Origin of the sequence: Lacrimispora sanguinis (assembly GCF_044987295.1) — a bacterium.
GTDB classification, from domain to species: domain Bacteria; phylum Bacillota; class Clostridia; order Lachnospirales; family Lachnospiraceae; genus Lacrimispora; species Lacrimispora celerecrescens_B.
Genome location: NZ_CP173277.1, coordinates 2,196,042 through 2,216,838, shown reverse-complemented (window position 1 = coordinate 2,216,838; position 20,797 = coordinate 2,196,042). Strand labels below are relative to the sequence as shown.

General features: G+C 45.2%; 22 protein-coding genes. 19 read left to right on the top strand and 3 right to left on the bottom strand.

The features are described 5' to 3' along the window. Positions 1-76: 76 nt before the first annotated feature. Positions 77-799, bottom strand: coding sequence for a 3D domain-containing protein (locus tag ACHZES_RS10295; protein ID WP_395548062.1), 723 nt, complete (start codon positions 797-799; stop codon positions 77-79). A 195-nt stretch (positions 800-994) separates the two neighbouring features. Beyond that, on the bottom strand, positions 995-1,564 hold the full coding sequence (locus tag ACHZES_RS10290; protein WP_395548063.1) for a 3D domain-containing protein: 570 nt from the start codon (positions 1,562-1,564) through the stop codon (positions 995-997). A gap of 372 nt (positions 1,565-1,936) precedes the next feature. Here ACHZES_RS10290 and hrcA point away from each other — a divergent pair, with 372 nt between their 5' ends. The 10 genes from hrcA to thiI all read left to right on the top strand — a co-directional run bounded on the left by hrcA (position 1,937) and on the right by thiI (position 13,032). Continuing rightward, complete coding sequence (gene hrcA / locus ACHZES_RS10285; RefSeq protein ID WP_154522447.1) at positions 1,937-2,986, top strand: heat-inducible transcriptional repressor HrcA; 1,050 nt, start codon at positions 1,937-1,939, stop codon at positions 2,984-2,986. Between the two features lie 17 nt (positions 2,987-3,003). Continuing rightward, positions 3,004-3,648 (top strand): nucleotide exchange factor GrpE, encoded by a 645-nt coding sequence (grpE, locus tag ACHZES_RS10280; protein WP_395548064.1) that lies wholly within the window; start codon positions 3,004-3,006, stop codon positions 3,646-3,648. 112 nt (positions 3,649-3,760) lie between these two features. Then, positions 3,761-5,623, top strand: coding sequence for a molecular chaperone DnaK (dnaK, locus tag ACHZES_RS10275; protein ID WP_089991561.1), 1,863 nt, complete (start codon positions 3,761-3,763; stop codon positions 5,621-5,623). 203 nt (positions 5,624-5,826) lie between these two features. Then, positions 5,827-6,960: a molecular chaperone DnaJ gene (gene dnaJ / locus ACHZES_RS10270; RefSeq protein ID WP_395548066.1), complete on the top strand. Its 1,134-nt coding sequence runs from the start codon at positions 5,827-5,829 to the stop codon at positions 6,958-6,960. A 40-nt stretch (positions 6,961-7,000) separates the two neighbouring features. Continuing rightward, on the top strand, positions 7,001-7,561 hold the full coding sequence (locus tag ACHZES_RS10265; protein WP_395548067.1) for a glucan-binding protein: 561 nt from the start codon (positions 7,001-7,003) through the stop codon (positions 7,559-7,561). Positions 7,562-8,071: 510 nt separating this feature from the next. After that, complete coding sequence (locus ACHZES_RS10260) at positions 8,072-8,818, top strand: TSUP family transporter (RefSeq protein WP_154522441.1); 747 nt, start codon at positions 8,072-8,074, stop codon at positions 8,816-8,818. 9 nt (positions 8,819-8,827) lie between these two features. Beyond that, positions 8,828-9,784, top strand: a complete 957-nt coding sequence (prmA, locus tag ACHZES_RS10255; protein ID WP_395548068.1) for a 50S ribosomal protein L11 methyltransferase — start codon at positions 8,828-8,830, stop codon at positions 9,782-9,784. A 20-nt stretch (positions 9,785-9,804) separates the two neighbouring features. Next, positions 9,805-10,542: a 16S rRNA (uracil(1498)-N(3))-methyltransferase gene (locus ACHZES_RS10250; RefSeq protein ID WP_038281167.1), complete on the top strand. Its 738-nt coding sequence runs from the start codon at positions 9,805-9,807 to the stop codon at positions 10,540-10,542. 74 nt (positions 10,543-10,616) lie between these two features. Then, positions 10,617-11,771 carry a cysteine desulfurase family protein gene (locus tag ACHZES_RS10245; protein WP_395548211.1) on the top strand — a complete coding sequence of 385 codons (1,155 nt, stop codon included), beginning with the start codon at positions 10,617-10,619 and terminating at the stop codon, positions 11,769-11,771. An 82-nt stretch (positions 11,772-11,853) separates the two neighbouring features. After that, entirely contained in the window at positions 11,854-13,032 is a 1,179-nt protein-coding gene (gene thiI, locus ACHZES_RS10240) for a tRNA uracil 4-sulfurtransferase ThiI (RefSeq protein ID WP_154522432.1), read from the top strand. 59 nt (positions 13,033-13,091) lie between these two features. On the opposite strand, the gene ACHZES_RS10235 is transcribed toward thiI, so the two are convergent. After that, complete coding sequence (locus tag ACHZES_RS10235) at positions 13,092-13,325, bottom strand: PTS sugar transporter (protein WP_013271604.1); 234 nt, start codon at positions 13,323-13,325, stop codon at positions 13,092-13,094. Between the two features lie 160 nt (positions 13,326-13,485). Between ACHZES_RS10235 and mtaB the strand changes: the two genes are divergently transcribed. The 9 genes from mtaB to ACHZES_RS10190 all read left to right on the top strand — a co-directional run bounded on the left by mtaB (position 13,486) and on the right by ACHZES_RS10190 (position 20,608). Then, the gene (gene mtaB / locus ACHZES_RS10230; RefSeq protein ID WP_395548069.1) at positions 13,486-14,847 is read left to right on the top strand and encodes a tRNA (N(6)-L-threonylcarbamoyladenosine(37)-C(2))-methylthiotransferase MtaB; all 1,362 of its coding nucleotides are present in this window, start codon (positions 13,486-13,488) and stop codon (positions 14,845-14,847) included. Positions 14,848-14,927: 80 nt separating this feature from the next. Further along, positions 14,928-15,188, top strand: a complete 261-nt coding sequence (locus ACHZES_RS10225) for an IreB family regulatory phosphoprotein (RefSeq protein ID WP_025231561.1) — start codon at positions 14,928-14,930, stop codon at positions 15,186-15,188. Positions 15,189-15,329: 141 nt separating this feature from the next. Beyond that, a complete protein-coding gene (gene ruvX, locus ACHZES_RS10220; protein WP_025231562.1) occupies positions 15,330-15,770 on the top strand; it encodes a Holliday junction resolvase RuvX in 441 nt (146 codons plus the stop codon). Beyond that, positions 15,760-16,041, top strand: a complete 282-nt coding sequence (locus tag ACHZES_RS10215; RefSeq protein WP_100305860.1) for a DUF1292 domain-containing protein — start codon at positions 15,760-15,762, stop codon at positions 16,039-16,041. The genes ruvX and ACHZES_RS10215 overlap by 11 nt, the downstream gene beginning before the upstream one ends. A 33-nt stretch (positions 16,042-16,074) precedes the next feature. After that, positions 16,075-16,542, top strand: a complete 468-nt coding sequence (locus ACHZES_RS10210; RefSeq protein WP_395548070.1) for a Fur family transcriptional regulator — start codon at positions 16,075-16,077, stop codon at positions 16,540-16,542. 15 nt (positions 16,543-16,557) lie between these two features. Further along, positions 16,558-18,225 carry a ribonuclease J gene (locus ACHZES_RS10205; RefSeq protein WP_089991584.1) on the top strand — a complete coding sequence of 556 codons (1,668 nt, stop codon included), beginning with the start codon at positions 16,558-16,560 and terminating at the stop codon, positions 18,223-18,225. A 21-nt stretch (positions 18,226-18,246) separates the two neighbouring features. Continuing rightward, positions 18,247-18,642: an endolytic transglycosylase MltG gene (locus tag ACHZES_RS10200; protein ID WP_038280933.1), complete on the top strand. Its 396-nt coding sequence runs from the start codon at positions 18,247-18,249 to the stop codon at positions 18,640-18,642. Then, a complete protein-coding gene (locus ACHZES_RS10195) occupies positions 18,639-19,280 on the top strand; it encodes an O-methyltransferase (RefSeq protein WP_038280931.1) in 642 nt (213 codons plus the stop codon). The genes ACHZES_RS10200 and ACHZES_RS10195 overlap by 4 nt, the downstream gene beginning before the upstream one ends. A 101-nt stretch (positions 19,281-19,381) precedes the next feature. Further along, entirely contained in the window at positions 19,382-20,608 is a 1,227-nt protein-coding gene (locus tag ACHZES_RS10190) for a U32 family peptidase (protein ID WP_154522423.1), read from the top strand. Positions 20,609-20,797: the final 189 nt, after the last annotated feature.

Genomic DNA, 20,797 nt, shown 5'->3' with positions numbered 1-20,797 from the left:
ATAAAAGAGAACGATAATATAATAATAGCCCGGTAAAAGGTAAAATCTTTACCGGGCTATTATTATAGAATTGGTATTATTGAACGAGATACACTTCTACACTTCTGGTGCCGTAGGCTCGGGTTTCTCCATGGGTGTTGAAGAAAATATCAATGTGGTTTCCCTTAACTCCGCCTCCGCAATCCTCCGCCGTATAGATGACTCCGTTTATCATGATGCGGCTGCCGTAAGGAATGACCCTTGGATCAACAGAAATGGTATGGTTTGCTGTTGCAATGGTTCCCGTGCTGGTACGTCCTCCCCAGCCTCCGGAACACTTTCGGCAGGGACAATAAGCTGTGGTTTTAAATGCGCCCAGGGAACGGAGATTGGAGCTGCTGTTTTGAAGACTTGCGGCAGCGGCAGCTCCTACTCCATGCACTCTGGTGCCGGAAAGCTTCTGGCCGCCTGTATAGGCTTCCACCAGGTAAGTGCCGTCTCCGTAGGAATTCCAGGGAACTGGTATTTCAAAACCGTAATTTCCGGTTCCATTAGATGCCAGATCCTCTCGGTACTTGGAGGCAGTGGTGGTAAGCTCTGCTACGACCTGCCCGTTTGACTGATTGGTGATGACAACCTTTACTTCTGCCGCAGAGCTTGGATCAGAGCTATTTAGGGCCCAGCCCCTTACATTGCTTTCGTCCGCATTGTCAATAATCCCTGCTGTCTGGGCTGCCAAAACGTTCCATGCACTTATTAAGAAAAATGCCATCATTAGTAAGGTTCCGAGGAACCAGTGAATTCGGTTTGTTTTCTGCATATTACAAATACTTCCTTTCTTTTTTACAATCTGTAACAAGTTTTAATATATTTATAATTATATGTAACAGAATTGTAATAAATGAGGTACAAGTAATCATTTTACACATTTTTCCAGTTTTGTCAAGGTTAAGACGAAAAAAAACCGCAGAGCAGTGATAAAATTCACTGTTCTGCGGCGTCACATGGACATTTTCTAACGTTCAATGACTGTAAATATTTCTTTTGTTTGTCTTCCAAAATTTAATGCTTCCGCGCGGCTTGCAAAGAAAATATCGACTTTGTTTCCCTTCACACCGCTTCCGATGTCTTCAACGGTATAAACGATATCATCGATCATGACCTTTGTTCCAAGGGGAAGAATTGTGATATCTGCGGATATGGTGTGCTGTGGCTGTGGAATCGTCCCGGAATAGGTTCGGCACTGTTTGCTGCCGCTTTCGCCCGGACAATAAGCCGTGGCGGAGAAGAGTCCTAAGGATTCTCCCTTTTCATATACCGGTTTGGCCGGTTCTTCCGGCTTTACAGGTTCGGTTTCTTTTTTCTTAATGCCAGGTCCGATTTCCTCAGTGCTGGCTGTTGCCGCCTGATTTTCAGTGCTGGCTTGTATGGTTTGGTGATCCGTTCCAGAGTTTTCGGACTGTACTTGATTCACGGTTTCGTCATTTCCTGTAGTCTCGGCTGCCAGTGCAGTGGTAGACAACAGCAGGATACAAAGAAGTGTCAGGAATCCGGTGATCCTCTTTTTCCCTGAAAAACTATTCATAATTTACCTCCAAATGGATCAACTAATATGCAGGCATATCCAGTTGATGCCCGGTAAAGCGGGGCACGCTGTTCACAAGCTCAAGGTTGTAAGACTCTTTCTTCCAACCCTACCTCGCAATTGTGTTGTTATGGTGTCATAATTACCATTATATTACAAAAGTGTTAAAAGTCAAGGAAATAATGTCAACAGCATGTAATATTTCATTGATATATGAGGAAAAATGTACAAGCAGGCCACAAAAACTTCACCAAAATATTTTCAGGAATGTATTGACAAATGTAGAAAAAAAGAATATATTATGAAAAGAAGATGTTAGCACTCCTAAACGTTGAGTGCTAACAAAACAACTCAGAAAGGAAGTGGGGCAGTTTGAGTGACAGGGATCAGCTAGATGAGCGGAAAGTAACTATATTAAAGGCTATTATCAAAACTTATCTGGAAACCGGAGAACCGGTAGGTTCCCGTACCATATCAAAGTATACGGATTTAAACTTAAGTTCTGCCACAATCCGGAATGAGATGTCTGATCTGGAGGAGCTTGGATATATCATGCAGCCTCACACCTCCGCCGGAAGGATTCCTTCAGACAGAGGATACCGCTTTTATGTGGACCAGATCATGCAGGAAAAAGAAGAGGAAGTCACTGAGATCAAAGATATGATATTAAAGCGGGTGGACCGGGTAGAGCTCTTGTTAAAACAGATGGCAAAGCTTCTCGCCCAGAACACCAATTACGCTGCAATGATCAGCGCGCCCCAGTTCCACCGGAACAAACTGAAGTTTATCCAGCTTTCCAAGGTTGACGAAGAAAAGCTTCTTGTAGTGATTGTGGTGGAGGGCAATATCATTAAGAATACCATGATTCCCATTCATACGGAATTAGATGACGAAGGACTTTTGAATCTTAACATTCTTCTTAACAATGCCCTTAACGGGCTGACCATAGAGGAGATCAATCTTGAAGTGATCAGCAGAATGAAGGTTCAGGCAGGGCCCCACTGTGATGTGGTGGACCGGGTTCTAGGCGAGGTAGCTACCGCTATCCGGGGTGATGATGATGACCTTCAGATTTATACCAGCGGGGCCACGAACATTTTCAAGTATCCGGAGTTAAGTGACGGAGAAAGGGCCAGTAAGCTTATCGGTACGCTGGAACAGAAGGATCTTTTGCAGGGGCTGATCGATGATGTGAACAGCTCGGAGAGCGGATCCGGAATCCAGGTATACATCGGTGATGAGGCGCCTGTTAAAACAATGAAGGACTGCAGCATTGTAACCGCCAACTATGAACTGGGCGAAGGCTTAAGAGGGACTATAGGAATCATAGGACCGAAACGGATGGATTATGAAAAGGTTCTCAGCACATTGCGTAATCTCATGACGCAGCTGGACACCATTTTGAAAAAAGATGAAAGGTAAAGGGTAGAGCATTGAGCATGGAAGATGTGAAAACAGATGAGAATCTGGCAGATGAGACTGTTTATACAGAGGATGCCGTTCCCACTGAGAAAGAAATAGAAGGTGCAGAATCCTGCGGGGACGATGGAACCCAGGAATATGTTCCGGAAGAAGAAACGGCTGAAGAGGGTTCCAAAGAAGAATCCGGGAAAAAGGGCCTTTTCGGAAAAAAGAAAGAGAAGAAAGATCCAAAGGATGAAAAAATAGAGGAACTCACAGACCGCCTTCAGAGGTCCATGGCTGAGTTTGATAATTACCGCAAGAGAACAGAAAAAGAAAAGTCAGCCATGTTTGAAATCGGAGCAAAGGATATCGTTGAACGGATCCTTCCGGTAGTTGATAACTTTGAAAGAGGCCTTGCAGCCATATCTGAGGAGGAAAAAAGCGCTCCTTTTGCAGATGGAATGGTAATGATATATAAGCAGCTTATGAAAACGCTGGAAGAAGCCGGCGTCAAACCAATTGAAGCAATTGGAAAGCCGTTTGATCCCAATTTCCATAATGCGGTAATGCATATTGAAGATGAGTCACTGGGTGAAAATGTAGTCTCCCAGGAGCTTCAGAAGGGTTACACTTATCGTGACAGCGTGGTAAGGCATTCCATGGTGCAGGTAGCTAATTAGTCACATGGCATCAGGAAGCAGATAATACATTCCAGGTATACCTTGATACCCCAATAGGGGCAGGAAAAAGGTAATCATTTATATTTTGTTTATTAATTAGGAGGAAAAAACTATGGGCAAGATCATTGGTATTGACTTAGGTACAACAAATAGCTGTGTAGCCGTTATGGAAGGCGGTAAACCAGTTGTAATTCCCAACAGCGAAGGCGTAAGAACCACACCATCCGTTGTTGCATTTACAAAGAACGGAGAGAGGCTAGTAGGCGAGCCTGCTAAGCGTCAGGCAGTAACAAACTCTGACCGTACCATCTCTTCCATCAAAAGACATATTGGTACAGACTACAAGGTAGCAATTGACGGAAAAAATTACAGTCCTCAGGAAATTTCTGCTATGATTCTTCAGAAATTAAAGGCAGATGCAGAAGCTTATTTAGGAGAAAAAGTAACCGAAGCGGTTATTACCGTACCGGCATATTTTAACGATGCACAGCGTCAGGCAACCAAGGATGCCGGTAAGATTGCCGGTCTTGATGTAAAGCGTATCATCAACGAGCCGACAGCAGCAGCTCTGGCTTATGGACTTGACAATGAAAAAGAGCAGAAGATCATGGTATATGACTTAGGCGGCGGTACCTTCGACGTTTCCATCATTGAAATCGGCGACGGCGTTATCGAAGTTCTTTCCACCAACGGCGATACCCGTCTGGGCGGTGATGACTTTGATAACCGCGTAACCCAGTGGATGGTAGATGAATTTAAAAAGGCTGAGGGCGTTGACTTATCCGGTGATAAGATGGCTATGCAGAGATTAAGAGAAGCTGCTGAGAAGGCAAAGAAGGAATTATCCTCTGCAACGACCACCAACATCAACCTGCCATTTATTACTGCTACCTCAGAAGGTCCAAAGCATCTGGATATGAACTTAACCAGAGCGAAATTTGATGAGCTGACAGCAGATCTCATCGAGCGCACTGCAATCCCGGTACAGAATGCATTAAGAGATGCAGGCATCACTGCTGCAGAGTTAGGAAAAGTATTGTTAGTAGGCGGATCTACCCGTATGCTGTCTGCACAGGAGAAAGTAAAACAGCTGACAGGTAAGGAACCTTCCAAATCCTTGAACCCGGATGAATGTGTTGCCATCGGTGCCAGCATTCAGGGCGGAAAGCTTGCTGGTGATGCAGGCGCAGGCGATATCCTTCTTCTGGACGTAACTCCCCTTTCCTTGTCCATTGAGACCATGGGCGGTGTTGCTACCAGATTAATTGAAAGAAATACGACTATCCCCACAAAGAAGAGCCAGATCTTCTCCACAGCGGCTGACAACCAGACAGCGGTTGATATCCACGTGGTACAGGGTGAGAGACAGTTCGCAAGAGATAACAAGACCTTAGGCCAGTTCCGTCTGGATGGAATTCCGCCTGCAAGAAGAGGCGTTCCTCAGATCGAGGTTACCTTTGATATTGATGCCAACGGTATCGTTAATGTTTCTGCTAAGGACTTAGGAACAGGCAAGGAACAGCATATTACCATTACTTCCGGCTCCAACATGTCTGATTCTGATATTGATAAGGCAGTTAAGGAAGCAGCTGAATATGAGGCTCAGGATAAGAAGCGTAAGGATGGCATTGACGCAAGAAACGATGCGGACTCCATGGTATTCCAGACAGAGAAGGCTCTGCAGGAAGTTGGAGACAAGATCGATGCAAACGATAAGGCATCTGTAGAAGCAGATTTGAACGCATTAAAAGAAGCGGTTAACAGAGCTCCTATTGATGATATGACTGATGCTCAGATTGAAGATATCAAGGCAGGCAGAGAAAAACTGATGAACAGTGCACAGGCTTTATTTGCAAAAGTTTATGAGCAGGCTCAGGCTCAGGGCGGAGCACAGGGTGCAGGCCCTGACATGGGAGCAGAAAATGCAACCTATCAGGACAGCGATGTGGTTGACGGCGATTACAAAGAGGTGTAAACTAGTCTGGTCAGTAGACAGGACTTTGGGAAAAGTGTTGTAGCGATACAGCACTTTTTCCGAATTTCTTCAGGCATGAGTTCCTCAGCAAAGACGAGAGAAAACGAAGGCTGTGGTTTACCCAGATGGGTATTAGGAAACTCAGCCGTTCGGTGAGCCAAAGGTGAATCGAATTTTCTTAATCTATGAAAGGTAGACCTAAGATGGCAGAGAGTAAGAAAGATTATTATGAAACCCTGGGCGTTCCTAAAGATGCAGATGATGCAGCGATTAAGAAGGCTTACAGGGCATTAGCTAAAAAATACCATCCTGACACAAATCCCGGAGATACTGCGGCTGCTGAAAAGTTCAAGCAGGCTTCCGAGGCCTATAGTGTCCTTAGCGATGCTGATAAGAGGCGCCAATATGACCAGTTCGGTTCTGCTGCCTTTGATGGTAGCGGCGGAGCAGGCGGCTTTGGCGGCTTTGATTTTAGTGGAGCGGACATGGGAGATATTTTCGGAGATATTTTCGGAGATATCTTTGGCGGAGGAAGAAGCAGCGCCCGTTACAATGGGCCATCTAGGGGAGCAAATATTAGAACCAGCATCCGCATAACTTTTGAGGATGCAATATTTGGCTGTGAGAAGGAGATTGAGATCAATTTCAAGGAAGAGTGTTCCTCTTGTCACGGAAGTGGTGCAAAAGCGGGAACCTCACCGGTTACATGTCCAAAATGTAACGGAAAAGGAAAGATCATGTATACCCAGCAATCCTTCTTCGGACAGATACAGAATGTTCAGACGTGTCCGGACTGCGGCGGCAGCGGGAAAATCGTGAAAGATAAATGTCCGGATTGCTATGGCAGCGGATACATTACCAAAAGAAAGAAATTTAAAGTTACCATTCCGGCAGGAATTGATAACGGACAGTCTGTGCGCCTTGCAGGTGCCGGAGAACCGGGAACCAATGGCGGAGAGAGAGGCGATCTTCTGGTAGAGGCAGTGGTATCCAACCATCCGATTTTCAAACGCCAGGATACCAGCATTTACTCAACGGTACCGGTTTCCTTTACGAATGCTGCCTTGGGCGGAACCATCCGGATCAAGACCGTGGATGGAGAAGTGGAATACGAAGTAAAGCCGGGTACCCAGACGGATACAAAGGTGCGCTTAAAAGGAAAGGGTGTTCCTTCCCTGCGCAACCGTGCCATTCGCGGCGACCATTTTGTTACCTTGGTGGTTTCAGTGCCAGAGCGCATGACAGAGGCTCAAAAAGAGGCACTTCGTAAGTTTGACGAGGCCATGAACGGCACAGTGGAAGGCGACAAACATAAAAAGAAGGGAATCTTTAAATAAGGATTCCGGAAGGTACATGGTTTTAAATGGAGGGGAATGTATGGGAAGGTTTGCAAAAAAACTGGCCCTGGCTGCCGCTGTCATATGGATAACAGCTTTATTTCCGGCGGTCGCTATGGCCGGGGACGGGCAGGCAGTCCGGGATTTTCCGGGCTGGAACGGCTCGGGCACAAAAAACAAAGGGCCTATTGAGGGAAGTGTATCCTTTGACTGCTGGGATGACGACGATGACGATGATGATGGTCCGGGGGCCTACAGCTATCAGAGAGGCTGGCGTTACAGCCCATCCGGCTGGTGGTTTCAGTATAGTGATGGCAGCTGGCCCTCTAACTGCTGGAAGTATATCGATGGAAGATGGTACCGGTTTAACTTTGAAGGCCATATGCTGACCGGCTGGTATACCGATGAGGGAGGCTTCCGGTATTACTTAAATCCGGTAGATGACGGAACTATGGGAACTATGAGGATAGGCTGGCAGATTGTAGACGGAAAAGCTTATTACTTTAACACCATGTCCGATGGTTATAAGGGAAGGATGCTTACCAATACGACCACACCTGACGGATATAAGGTAGGAGCTGACGGCGCATGGATCCAATAAACTTGATGGAATGTTTTTAAAAGGTATGGCGGAAATTTTCTGCTGTACCTTTTCTTTCTCAATAAAAAACAAAGGACGCACCAGACAGCTGAAATGAATCAGCCATGAGGTGCGTCCCTTGTTTTTCATTACAAAAATTTTTGCTTTGTAATTTGTGAAAATAGTTCCTGTTTCAATTCCAGTCGCTCAGGCGGGTGTGATGGGGTGTAATGCATCAAGGAATTTCGTTTACTTGATATTTTTTTGCCCTTGCGATCGGAACGAAACAAAAGTTATTTTCATCCGTTCAATTAGTTAATGCACCAGCTTCAGTTTTTATTGCATCTTTTTTAAAAAAAATAAATTTTTTTATTAAATGCGAAATAACCCTTCAAATTTCGTACATGTTAGACGCTTGCAAGCGATTTCATTGTATGTTATGATATCTTGTGGTTTAAAGCTGAGAGCAAAACATTCATATACTATAAAGAGAAAGTCCGGTTCCCGGATGTCAAGGAAAGGAAACAGCCTATGAACCCATTTTTGATCGTATGCCCTCTTGTTTTTCTGGCGGGTTTTGTAGATTCCATAGCAGGAGGCGGAGGCCTGATATCCCTTCCGGCGTATCTGGCAGCAGGGGTACCTCCTCATTTGGCCATTGGGACCAATAAACTGGGTTCCACCATGGGAACTGTGATCTCTACAGCCAGGTATGCGAAGGGCGGCTACATTAAAGCAAAGCTGTCTCTGCTTGCTGCACTTTTTGCTGTGGTCGGTTCTGTAATCGGAGCGCATTTATCCATGCTAGCCAGTGAACGGGTATTAAAGGGCATGATGCTGGCGGTGCTTCCGGTTGTTGCCTTTTATGTTCTTAAGAATAAAAGTCTTGGAAATCCGGAGGAGAGCAGTAGCCTGCCTGAGAAAAAGATGTTTTTAATCAGCATAGGTGCAGCACTGGTCATCGGATGCTATGACGGATTTTACGGACCAGGTACGGGAACCTTTCTACTGCTGATTCTGACCGGATTCGCCAAAATGGATGTCAGGAGTGCATCAGGCACCACGAAAGTGATCAACCTGTCTTCCAACATTGCAGCATTGGTGACTTTTCTAATAAATGGAAAGGTTTTGATCCCCTTAGGACTGGTGTCAGGACTTTTCTGCATTGCAGGCCATTATATCGGATCAGGCCTGGTGGTGAAAAATGGATTAAAGATTGTGCGCCCGATTGTCTTAGTGGTGCTTTTGTGTCTGTTTGTGAAAATTATAAAAGGATAGGGAATTGCTATGAAATGGAAAAAATTTACGCTGACCACCACGACAGAGGCCGTGGATTTAGTCAGCAGCATGTTTGATGAAATCGGTATAGAAGGAATTGAAATCGAGGATAATATCCCTCTTACAGAGGCGGAGACAAAAGGCATGTTTATCGACATTCTGCCGGAGCTTCCCCCGGATGAGGGCGTTGCAAAGGTCAGCTTCTATCTGGAGCCGGATTCTGACATCGATGGCATGTTAAAACGAGTAGAGGAAGGACTGACTGAGCTTTCCATGTTCACGGATTTAGGGGAATGCACCATTGCGTCCGGTGAGACTGAGGATAAAGACTGGATTAATAACTGGAAACAGTATTTTAAGCCTTTTACCGTGGATGATATCCTGATTAAACCTACCTGGGAGGAAATTCCGGAGGAACATAAGGACAAGCTTTTGATTGAGATCGATCCGGGAACTGCCTTTGGAACCGGACAGCATGAGACGACCCAGCTTTGCATCCGTCAGCTGCGCAAATATGTGACACCGGAGACAACTCTCCTTGATGTGGGAACCGGAAGCGGCATTCTGGGAATCACTGCCTTAAAGCTGGGTGCGAAAGAGGTATTTGGAACGGACCTTGATGAAAATGCTATTATCGCCGTTAAGGAAAACATGGAAGCCAATGATATCCCTATGGAGAAGTTTAAAGTAATACAGGGCAATATTATTGATGACAGGGCGATACAAGAGGAAGCAGGCTTTGAAAAATATGATGTGGTGGTAGCCAATATCCTGGCAGATATCATCATCCTGCTTCAGAAGGAAATTTCTGTTCACATGAAAAAAGACGCTATTTTCATTACTTCCGGTATCATTAACATGAAAGAAGAAGCGGTGAAGAAAGCATTTGAGGAAAATAATGCCTTTGAGCTTGTGGAAACCACTTATCAGGGCGAATGGGTTTCTATAACAGTCAGGAAGAAATAGGAAGAGGAACGGGGAAAAGGATGTATCACTTTTTTGTTAATCCGGATCAAATCGGAGCAGAGACAATCCGGATCATGGGGCCGGATGTAAACCATATGAAGAATGTTCTGCGGATGGGCGCCGGAGAACAGATTTTAATCAGCAATGGCGTAGACAAGGATTACCTGTGTGAGATTCTGGAGGTGGCATCTACGGAAGTTACGGCCAAGATCCTGTCAGTCGATGAAGGAGGCACTGAGCTTCCTGCCAGGCTCTACCTGTTTCAGGGATTGCCAAAGGGTGATAAAATGGAATTAATTATCCAGAAGGCTGTGGAACTTGGTGTATACCAGATCATACCGGTGCAGACCAAACGTGCAGTTGTACGGCTGGATAAAAAGAAGGAAGAATCAAAGCTTCGCCGCTGGAATGCAGTGTCAGAAAGCGCTGCCAAGCAGTCCAAGCGGCTTATCATACCGGAGGTGACCGGTGTCATGACGTTTCAGGAGGCTCTGACCTTTGCAAAGGATCTTGATATAACGGTCATTCCGTTTGAACACGCAAAGGATATGGCAGAGACGAAAGAAATCCTGTCAGCCATCAAGCCGGGAATGAGTGCGGGGATATTTATCGGACCGGAGGGAGGCTTTGAGGATTCTGAAATGGAGCTTGCAAAGAATTTCGGAGCAAAACTGATTACCCTTGGAAAACGAATCCTTCGGACGGAAACCGCCGGCCTTGCGATTGTATCCGTGCTGGCCTTCCAGCTGGAAGGCTGACAGAGCCCGGGGAACAACTTACTGATATCCCTCCCAAAAGCATGGACAGGGAAGAGGAAAGGAACGAGCCATATATGGAAGCTTATTTTGATAATTCGGCAACGACCAGAGTGTTGGAGCCGGTAAGAGATATTGTTGTAAAGATCATGACGGAGGACTACGGAAATCCATCTGCCAAGCATAAAAAGGGAATGGAAGCGGAACGTTATATTAAGGAAGCAGCGGAGATCATAGCCGGGACCTTAAAAGTTGCCCCAAAAGAAATTGTTTTTACATCCGGTGGTTCAGAATCCAACAATATGGCCCTGATTGAGACTGCTATGGCCAATAAAAGGGCGGGAAACCACATCATCAGCACCGGAATAGAACATGCCTCCGTGTATAATCCTCTGGCGTTTTTAGAGGAACAGGGCTTTTTGGTGACTTACCTTCCTGTAGATGCACAGGGACATATCCGTCTGGACGAGCTGGAGGCGGCAATCCGTCCGGAGACCATTCTGGTTTCCATTATGTATGTGAATAATGAAATCGGTGCGGTGGAACCCATCGAAGCCATTTCAAAGGTCATAAAAAAGAAGAATCCGTCCATCCTGTTTCATGTGGACGCCATTCAGGCTTACGGAAAATTTGTCATCCGTCCAAAACGTCAGGGAATCGACCTTTTATCCGTCAGCGCCCATAAGATACATGGGCCAAAAGGAGTAGGATTTTTATACATTGACCAGAGGGTGAAAATCAGGCCTTTGATTTATGGAGGCGGCCAGCAGAGAGGCATGCGTTCCGGTACGGAAAATGTTCCTGGAATTGCAGGCATGGGAGTGGCAGCTAACATGATGTATACGGATCATGGCGAGAAGATGCGGTCCATGATCACCCTTAAAGATTATATGATTGACAGGCTTTCAGAGATCGACGGCGTTACGGTTAACAGTCTGCCTGGTGATTTGTCAGCGCCTCAGATTGTCAGTGCAAGCTTTTTTGGAATCCGAAGCGAAGTGCTTTTGCATGCTCTGGAAGATAAGGAGATTTATGTATCCTCCGGGTCTGCCTGCTCTTCAAATCATCCGGCTGTCAGCGGAACGTTAAAGGGAATCGGCGTAAAACCTGAGCTTTTGGATTCCACGCTGCGGTTCAGCTTCGGGGTTTATAACACCAAAGAGGAAGTGGATTACTGCATAGATGTACTTAAGGAGCTTTTGCCTGTATTAAGACGGTATCAGAGAGGTTAAAGAGTAGTTTACAGAAAGTAATACCCTTCGGGTATACCTTTATGCCCAAAATTCATGGGCAGGAAAGAGGAAAGGATAACAGATGCAATATCAATCATTTTTAATTAAATATGCAGAAATCGGGGTGAAAGGAAAAAACCGTTATCTGTTCGAGGATGCCCTGGTGACTCAGATCCGCCACTCCTTAAAGAGAGTGGATGGTGATTTTATAGTTTCCAAGGAATCAGGACGTATTTATGTAAATGCAGAGTCAGAATATGATTTTGATGAGGTCATAGAAGCGTTAAAGTGTATCTTCGGCATTGCCGCCATCTGCCCTATGGTTCAGGTGGAGGACAATGGATACGAGGATTTAAAGAAACAGGTGCAGTCTTATGTGGATGAATTCTATGAGGATAAGAATTTCACCTTTAAGGTCAACGCCCGCAGAGGAAACAAAAAATATCCGGTAAATTCCGAGCAGATCAATAGGGATCTGGGGGAATTGATCCTTCATGCATTTCCCGAGACAAAGGTAGATGTTCATAAGCCGGATGTGATGCTTCATGTGGAAGTTCGCAATAAGATCAATATTTACTCCCATGTCATTCCTGGTCCTGGCGGCATGCCGGTGGGAACCAATGGAAAGGCCATGCTTCTTTTATCCGGTGGTATCGACAGCCCGGTGGCAGGTTATATGATCGCAAAGCGAGGGGTTAAGATCGATGCCGTTTACTTCCATGCTCCGCCATATACCAGTGAGCGTGCAAAGCAGAAGGTTGTCGATTTAGCAAAGCTGGTTTCTAAATATTCCGGTCCGATTCGCCTTCATATTGTGAATTTTACGGACATCCAGCTGTACATTTATGATAAATGCCCTCATGAGGAGCTTACCATCATCATGAGACGTTATATGATGAGAATTGCAGAGCGCCTGTCAGAAGAAAGCGGAGCTATGGCACTCATAACCGGAGAGAGCATCGGACAGGTGGCTTCCCAGACCATGCAGTCTCTGGCTGCTACGGATGCGGCCACAACGATGCCGGTATTCCGTCCTGTCATTGGCTTTGACAAGCAGGAAATCGTGGATGTATCGGAAAAGATTGGTACTTATGAGACTTCCGTGCTACCTTTTGAAGATTGCTGTACCATTTTTGTGGCAAAGCATCCGGTGACAAAACCGAGTTTGAAGATGATTGAACGGTCTGAGGAAAAGTTAGAAGAAAAGATCGACGAATTAGTTGAAACCGCTATAAGCACAGTAGAAAAAGTTTGGTGCTAAAAAATAAAATCGGGGTCCGGCTCCTTTTGGAAAAGGCCGGACCCCGAAAGGCATTATGCTTAATCTACGATGTATGGAGATAATACGTTTAAGATTTCATCAGCATTATTTTCAGAGTGGATATTCAAATCGATGGGTTTGGAAAGATCCAGGCTGAAGATGCCCATAATAGACTTTGCATCAATTACGTATCTGCCGGATACCAGATCAAAATCAGTATCAAACTTTGTTAAATCGTTTACAAAAGATTTTACTTTATCGATGGAATTTAAAGATATACGAACTGTTTTCATGTGAAAAACCTCCTTGAGTGAGCTCTTTTATTTAATGAGGGACCGCTCGGGGACCGACCCTTAATCACTTCAATACTACTGATATATTGTATAAAAGTCAATGGTAATATTACATGAAAATACTGAAAATAAAAGGAATATTTAGATAGGAGAAAACAAGATGAAAAAGGCAGCCCTGCATAATCTTGGATGCAAGGTTAATTCCTATGAAACAGAAGCCATGCAGCAGCTTCTTGAAAACGCCGGATATGAGATCGTTCCATTTGCGGAAGGTGCAGATGTTTATATTATTAATACATGCTCCGTAACAAATATCGCGGACCGTAAATCAAGACAGATGCTTCACAGGGCAAAGAAAATGAATCCGGAGGCAGTGGTCGTGGCAGCCGGATGCTACGTACAGGCAGCAGGTGAGGAACTTAAAAAGGATGAAGCGGTGGATTTAGTCGTTGGCAACAACAAAAAGACGGATCTGGTTTCCATTCTGGAAGACTACTTTGCCCAAAGGAAGAAGCCGGAAGAAGACATAGCCTACAGTCAGAATAATGCCCCCGATGAAACGCTGGAAACGATTATTGATATCGGTGACACCAGGGAATACGAGAATTTGTCTATTGACAGAATCTCAGACCATACCAGGGCATTTATCAAGGTCCAGGATGGCTGCAACCAGTTTTGCAGCTACTGTATTATACCTTATACAAGAGGACGGGTGAGAAGCCGGAGACCCGATGAGGTGGTGGAAGAAGTAAAACGTCTGACCATTTCCGGCTACCAGGAGATCGTACTTACAGGAATCCACTTAAGCTCTTACGGCATGGATTTTCCCGAGGAAGAACGGCTTACTCTCCTGGATCTGATTAAGAGCATTCACGAAGTGGAAGGCTTAAAACGGATTCGTCTTGGTTCCCTGGAACCCAGGATCGTGACGGAAGAGTTTGCATCAGAGCTTGCAGGACTTCATAAAATTTGCCCCCATTTCCACTTATCCCTGCAAAGCGGAAGCGATAATACCTTAAAGAGAATGAACCGCCATTATACGACTGAGGACTATTTAAACCGTTGTCAGATTTTACGGAAGGCATTTAAAAATCCCGCGATTACCACAGATGTGATCGTAGGGTTTCCAGGAGAAAGCGACGAGGACTTTCAGGTGACAAAAGAATATTTGAAAAATGTACAGTTCTATGAGATGCATGTTTTTAAATATTCCAAAAGAAACGGCACCAAGGCCGCGGTAATGCCTGATCAGGTACCGGAATCCATAAAGGCGGAGCGCAGCAATGACCTCCTTTGCCTGGAGAAGGAAATGTCCCTTGAGTACCGGAAGTCATGGTTAGGATCCAGGACAGAAGTGCTTATGGAAGAGGAATATTGGTGGAATGACATTCATTACATGATCGGCCACACCAGAGAATACGTGAAGGCCGCAGTGCCCTTTGTAGAAGGCTTAAAGGGCGTGGTGATAGAAGGAATTCTTATGGAAATGATGAACGATGAGGTGGCATTTTTAAAGCATTAACATATAAAAATTATTTTTGGCTTGCCGAATCCCAACTTTTGGTTTAGAATATAGTAGAACAGTTAAAGGACGTGAGAAACATGGGCGATATTCATAATACGCAATTTTTCAAGGCAGTGCAGGAAAATAAACTGAATGTAAGCCAGGTACTGGAACAGGTTTATATTGCCCTTAATGAAAAGGGCTATAATCCGATCAACCAGATCGTGGGCTATATTATGTCAGGAGATCCTACTTATATTACCAGCCATAAGAATGCCAGAAGTCTTATCATGAAAGTTGAGCGGGATGAGATTTTGGAAGAACTTATGGGAGTATATATTGATACGAAGTTGAAATAAGGCTGTGGATAATCATAAGTCTAGCTGTCAGATGAAGTGGAAGTAGGCGGAGTCTGACAGTTTGTTTTTATACGGTTGGCTTTGGACCAGCTTTCTTTTGCTGCATAAAGATTGGAAAAAGAGCAACCTTGGAGGAAAAATATGAGGATTATGGGGCTTGATTACGGTTCTAAAACTGTAGGAGTTGCAGTTTCCGACTTACTTGGTATAACCGCCCAGGGAGTGGAGACAATTACGAGAGAAGACGAGAATAAACTGAGAAAGACCTGTGCCCGGATTGAAGAACTGATTCGGGAATATGAGATTGAAGCCATTGTCCTCGGCTATCCGAAAAATATGAATAATACGGCCGGTGATAGGGCCGAGAAAACGGAACAGTTTAAAGAGATGCTCGAGAGGCGGACTGGACTTACCGTCATTCTATGGGATGAACGGCTCACGACCGTTGCATCGGAGAGAATATTACAGGAAAGCGGTGTAAGAAGAGAACACCGCAAGGCAGTCATTGATAAGGTGGCGGCAGGGCTGATCCTGCAGGGCTATCTGGACAGCTTAAAGCAGGAGACAGGAAATGAACAGTGATGAGAAGAAGATTACCCTGACAACGGATTCAGGGGAAAACGTGGAGTTTTACGTTCTGGAGGAAACCAGAATTAATGGGATGAATTATCTGCTGGTAACTGATGCGGCAGATGACGATGACGAAGGGGAATGTTACATCTTAAAGGATTTATCAAAGCAGGAAGACAGCCAGGCTTTGTATGAGTTTGTAGAGGATGATAACGAGATAGATTATTTATTTAAGATATTTTCCGAACTGCTGGACGGAGCAGATGTGGATATTCAAATTTAAGAAAAATGTTGGTGAGTAATTGAGGGACTGTTAATGAAACAGGAAATTTTTAAAAATATGCTTCGAGAGAAAGGACTCAAGGTGACCAACCAGCGCATGCTGGTACTGGAGCTCATGGCAGAGCGCCCCGGGCAGCATCTGACTGCGGAAGAGATCTATGATCTGGCCAGGCAGAAGTGCCCGGAGATTGGGCTTGCCACGATTTACAGGACTGTGCAGGTACTGGTAGATTTATCAGTGATTGACAAGGTCAGTTTTGATGACGGATTTGCCCGCTATGAATTAGGGGGCTTAGATCGTGAGTCCAGACATCACCACCACCACGCGATTTGCAACCGATGCGGAAACGTATTTTCCTTTCAAGGCGATTTACTGGATACGCTGGAGCAGGCCCTTCTTGACAGGACAGGTTTTCTTGTGACCGATCATGAAGTGAAGCTGCACGGGTATTGCAGTGAATGCCGGGAGGCAATGGAAGAAGAACAGGACGGAAAATCATAAGATGGAGGTAAAATATTGAAAAAACAAGACAGCAACGCGAAAGTTAAAATCATTCCTTTAGGCGGAATGGAGCAGATCGGTATGAATATCACTGCTTTTGAATGTGAAGACAGCATCATCATTGTGGACTGCGGACTGGCATTCCCAACGGATGATATGCTTGGGATCGATCTGGTAATACCGGATGTCTCTTATTTAAAACAGAACATTGATAAAGTAAAGGGATTTGTTATTACCCATGGCCACGAGGATCATATCGGCGCTCTTCCTTATATTCTAAGAGATATCAATGTGCCGGTATACGGAACAAAGCTTACCATTGCCCTGATCGAGAACAAACTGAAAGAACATAATTTACTGAAAAACACCAAGAGAAAGGTGATCAAGCACGGACAGTCCGTTAATTTAGGCTGTTTCCGTATCGAATTTATCAAGACAAACCACAGCATCGCCGATGCCTCCGCCCTTGCCATTTTTTCTCCGGCCGGCGTGATTTTGCATACAGGCGATTTTAAGATTGACTATACTCCGGTATTTGGCGAACCGGCTGACTTAGAGCGTTTTGCCGAGTTGGGTAAAAAGGGCGTTCTGGCCCTGATGTGTGACAGCACCAATGCGACGAGAGCAGGGTTCACCCCTTCGGAGAAGACCGTTGGAAAAACCTTTGATAATATTTTTGCAGATCATAAGAATAACCGCATCATTGTAGCCACCTTTGCCTCCAACGTGGACCGGGTACAGCAGGTCATCAATTCCGCGGCCAAGTATGGCCGTAAGGTAGTGGTAGAAGGCCGCAGTATGGTCAATGTGATCGGTACGGCCAGTGAGCTTGGCTATATCAATATTCCGGATGGAACTCTCATTGAAATAGACCAGTTAAAAAATTATCCTGATGAGCAGACTGTGCTCATCACCACCGGAAGCCAGGGAGAATCCATGGCTGCACTTTCCCGAATGGCAAGCAGCACCCATAAAAAGATTTCCATTAAGCCAACCGATGTGATAATTTTAAGCTCCCATCCGATTCCTGGCAATGAAAAAGCTGTTTCCAAGGTCATTAACGAGCTCTCTATGAAGGGAGCAGAGGTAATCAGCGATGACACTCATGTATCGGGACATGCATGCCAGGAGGAAATCAAGTTGATGTATGCCCTGGTCCGCCCCAAATACGCCATTCCGGTACACGGTGAATACCGTCATATCATGGCCCAGAAAAATCTGGTTCAGGCGATGGGAACCCCAAAGGAGAATGTAATTATCATGTCCTCCGGCGATGTGGTAGAACTGGGACAGGAATCCTGGAAGATCGTGGATCATGTTCAGGCAGGAGGAATCCTGGTAGATGGTCTTGGTGTTGGAGATGTAGGAAATATCGTATTAAGAGACAGACAGAATCTGGCTCAGAACGGAATTATCGTGGTGGTTCTGACTTTAGAGAAATATTCCAATCAGCTTTTGGCAGGTCCGGATATTGTATCCAGAGGATTTGTTTATGTGCGTGAGTCAGAGGATTTAATGGAGGAGGCCAGGAACGTTGTCAATGACGCGGTCGCTGACTGCCTGGACCGCCATGTCAATGACTGGGGTAAGATTAAGAATGTGATACGCGACAGCTTAAGCGACTTTTTATGGAAGCGGATGAAACGGAATCCTATGATTCTGCCTATCATTATGGAAGTATAGTACTGGGGAAAGGAGCAGGATATGAGCCGTGCAACGAAAGAGATTAATAAAATAACTGGAGCAGTCATTGCGATTTCGAGCAGGCTTATTATCCTTGCCCTGGTGATTCTTCTCCTTTACGAGGGAGTCACCAGAGGATATGAGTTCGGCCATGAAATATTCTATGCCTCTGCAATGGAAGCAGAGCCGGGACGGAACAAGGAGATAACCATTAACAAAGGTACATCTGTGTCCCAGGCGGCAAAGCTTTTAAAGGACGATGGTCTGATATCCAATGAATATTCCTTTATCATACAGGCGGAATTTTTTGCTTATAAGGTAAAACCGGGAGACTATACCTTTAACACTTCCATGACCTCCAAAGAAATCCTTCAGATAATGAATGAGAATACAGGGGAAAAGGAAGATAAAAAATGATTGTAAACGATAGGATTACGGATTATATAAAGTCTCTGGAACCAGACAGAAGCCCGCTCCTTTCAAAGATCGGAAAAAAGGCAAGACAGGAAGGCGTCCCGATCATCAGGGAAGAGACTGCCGCATTTCTTCAGACAATGACGGCTGCCATGAGGCCAAAGGCTATCCTTGAGGTTGGAACGGCGGTGGGGTACTCTACTCTTTTAATGGCCGAGGTCATGCCGTCTGACTGTCATATTACCACCATAGAGAAATATGAAAAAAGGATTCCAGAGGCCAAAGAAAATTTTAAAGAGGCCGGAGAGACAGGACGGATTACCTTGCTTGAAGGAGACGCACAGGAGATATTAAAGGGGCTTGACCGCCCCTTTGACCTTGTTTTCATGGATGCAGCCAAAGGACAGTATCTTTTATGGCTGCCAAGGATTTTAGAACTTATGGCCCCCGGCGGGATGTTGATTTCTGATAATGTCCTTCAGGATGGGGATATCATAGAATCCCGCTATGCGGTGGAGCGACGCAACCGGACCATTCACGGGCGGATGCGGGATTACTTATATGAACTAAAACACTCAGAGCGGCTTACAACGACCATTGTACCAATCGGGGATGGAATTACCGTCAGCATTCTGCACTGATGGGCCTGAAATTTATAAATATGACACTTAGCAAATTAGTCGTTCGACGAGCCGTCAGGCGAGTCGGACTTCTTTCAATATGGACATAAGAAAGGATTTTCATGAGAAAGACCGAACTTTTGATTCCGGCAGGCAGCCTGGAAGTACTTAAAACTGCGGTAGTTTACGGCGCAGACGCTGTCTATATCGGTGGAGAAGCCTTTGGCCTCCGCGCCAAAGCAAAGAATTTTACAATGGAAGAGATCCGGGAAGGGATTGTCTTTGCCCATGAAAGAGGGGTAAAGGTCTATGTTACGGCCAACATTCTGGCACATAATGATGACTTAAGCGGAGTAGAGGAATATTTTAAAGAATTAAAGGATACAGGCCTTGACGCCTTGATTATCTCAGATCCTGGTGTATTTGCTATTGCAAAGCGCATCATGCCGGATTTAGAGATCCATATCAGCACACAGGCCAACAATACCAATTACGGAACTTATCTGTTCTGGCACCAGCTTGGAGCCAAACGGGTTGTTTCCGCCAGGGAGCTTTCTCTTGCAGAGATTAAAGAAATACGCAGCCAGATTCCGGAGGATATGGAGATCGAAAGCTTTATCCACGGAGCGATGTGTATTTCCTATTCCGGACGGTGCCTATTAAGCAATTTTATGGCAGGAAGAGATGCCAATCAGGGAGCCTGTACCCATCCATGCCGCTGGAAGTATTCCATTGTTGAGGAACAGCGTCCTGGCGAATATATGCCGGTCTATGAAAATGAACGAGGAACCTACATCTTCAATTCCAAGGATTTATGCATGATCGAATACATCCCGGAAATGATGGATGCGGGGATCGACAGCTTTAAGATCGAAGGCCGCATGAAAACCGCTCTTTACGTAGCGACCGTGGCCAGAACTTACCGGAAAGCCATTGATGATTATAATAAGGACCCTGAAATATACCGGGCAAATATGGAGTGGTACCGCTCTGAAATCGGTAAGTGCACTTACCGAGAATTTACCACCGGCTTTTATTTTAGTAAGCCTGATTCAACCACTCAGATTTATGACAACAACACTTATGTGAAAAACTATACGTATCTGGGAACTATTGAGTCTATCGATGAGAGAGGATTTGCCCGTACCACGCAGAAGAACAAGTTTTCCGTGGGAGACACCATTGAGGTGATGAAGCCTGATGGCAGGAACTTAGAAGTTCTTGTTAAAGCCATCTATGATGAAGAAGGAAACTCCCAGGAAAGCGCTCCTCATTCCAAGCAGGTGCTGTATATAGAACTCGAGGGAGATGTGCCGCAGGAATATGATATTTTGCGCTGCAAGGCCTGATTGGCCGCGCTTATATAGGCAACCCACATAGCAAAAAGGCAGCTTGTTTTTTAAATAAGCTGCCTTTTGCATTTGATGTGCCTCCATTGGTACCGCGTTTGCTTCCTTTATTGCAAAATATACCAAGACTGAAAAGGATTTTTATGTTAATATACAAATAGAATACAGCAGGAAATCAGACCAATGAAA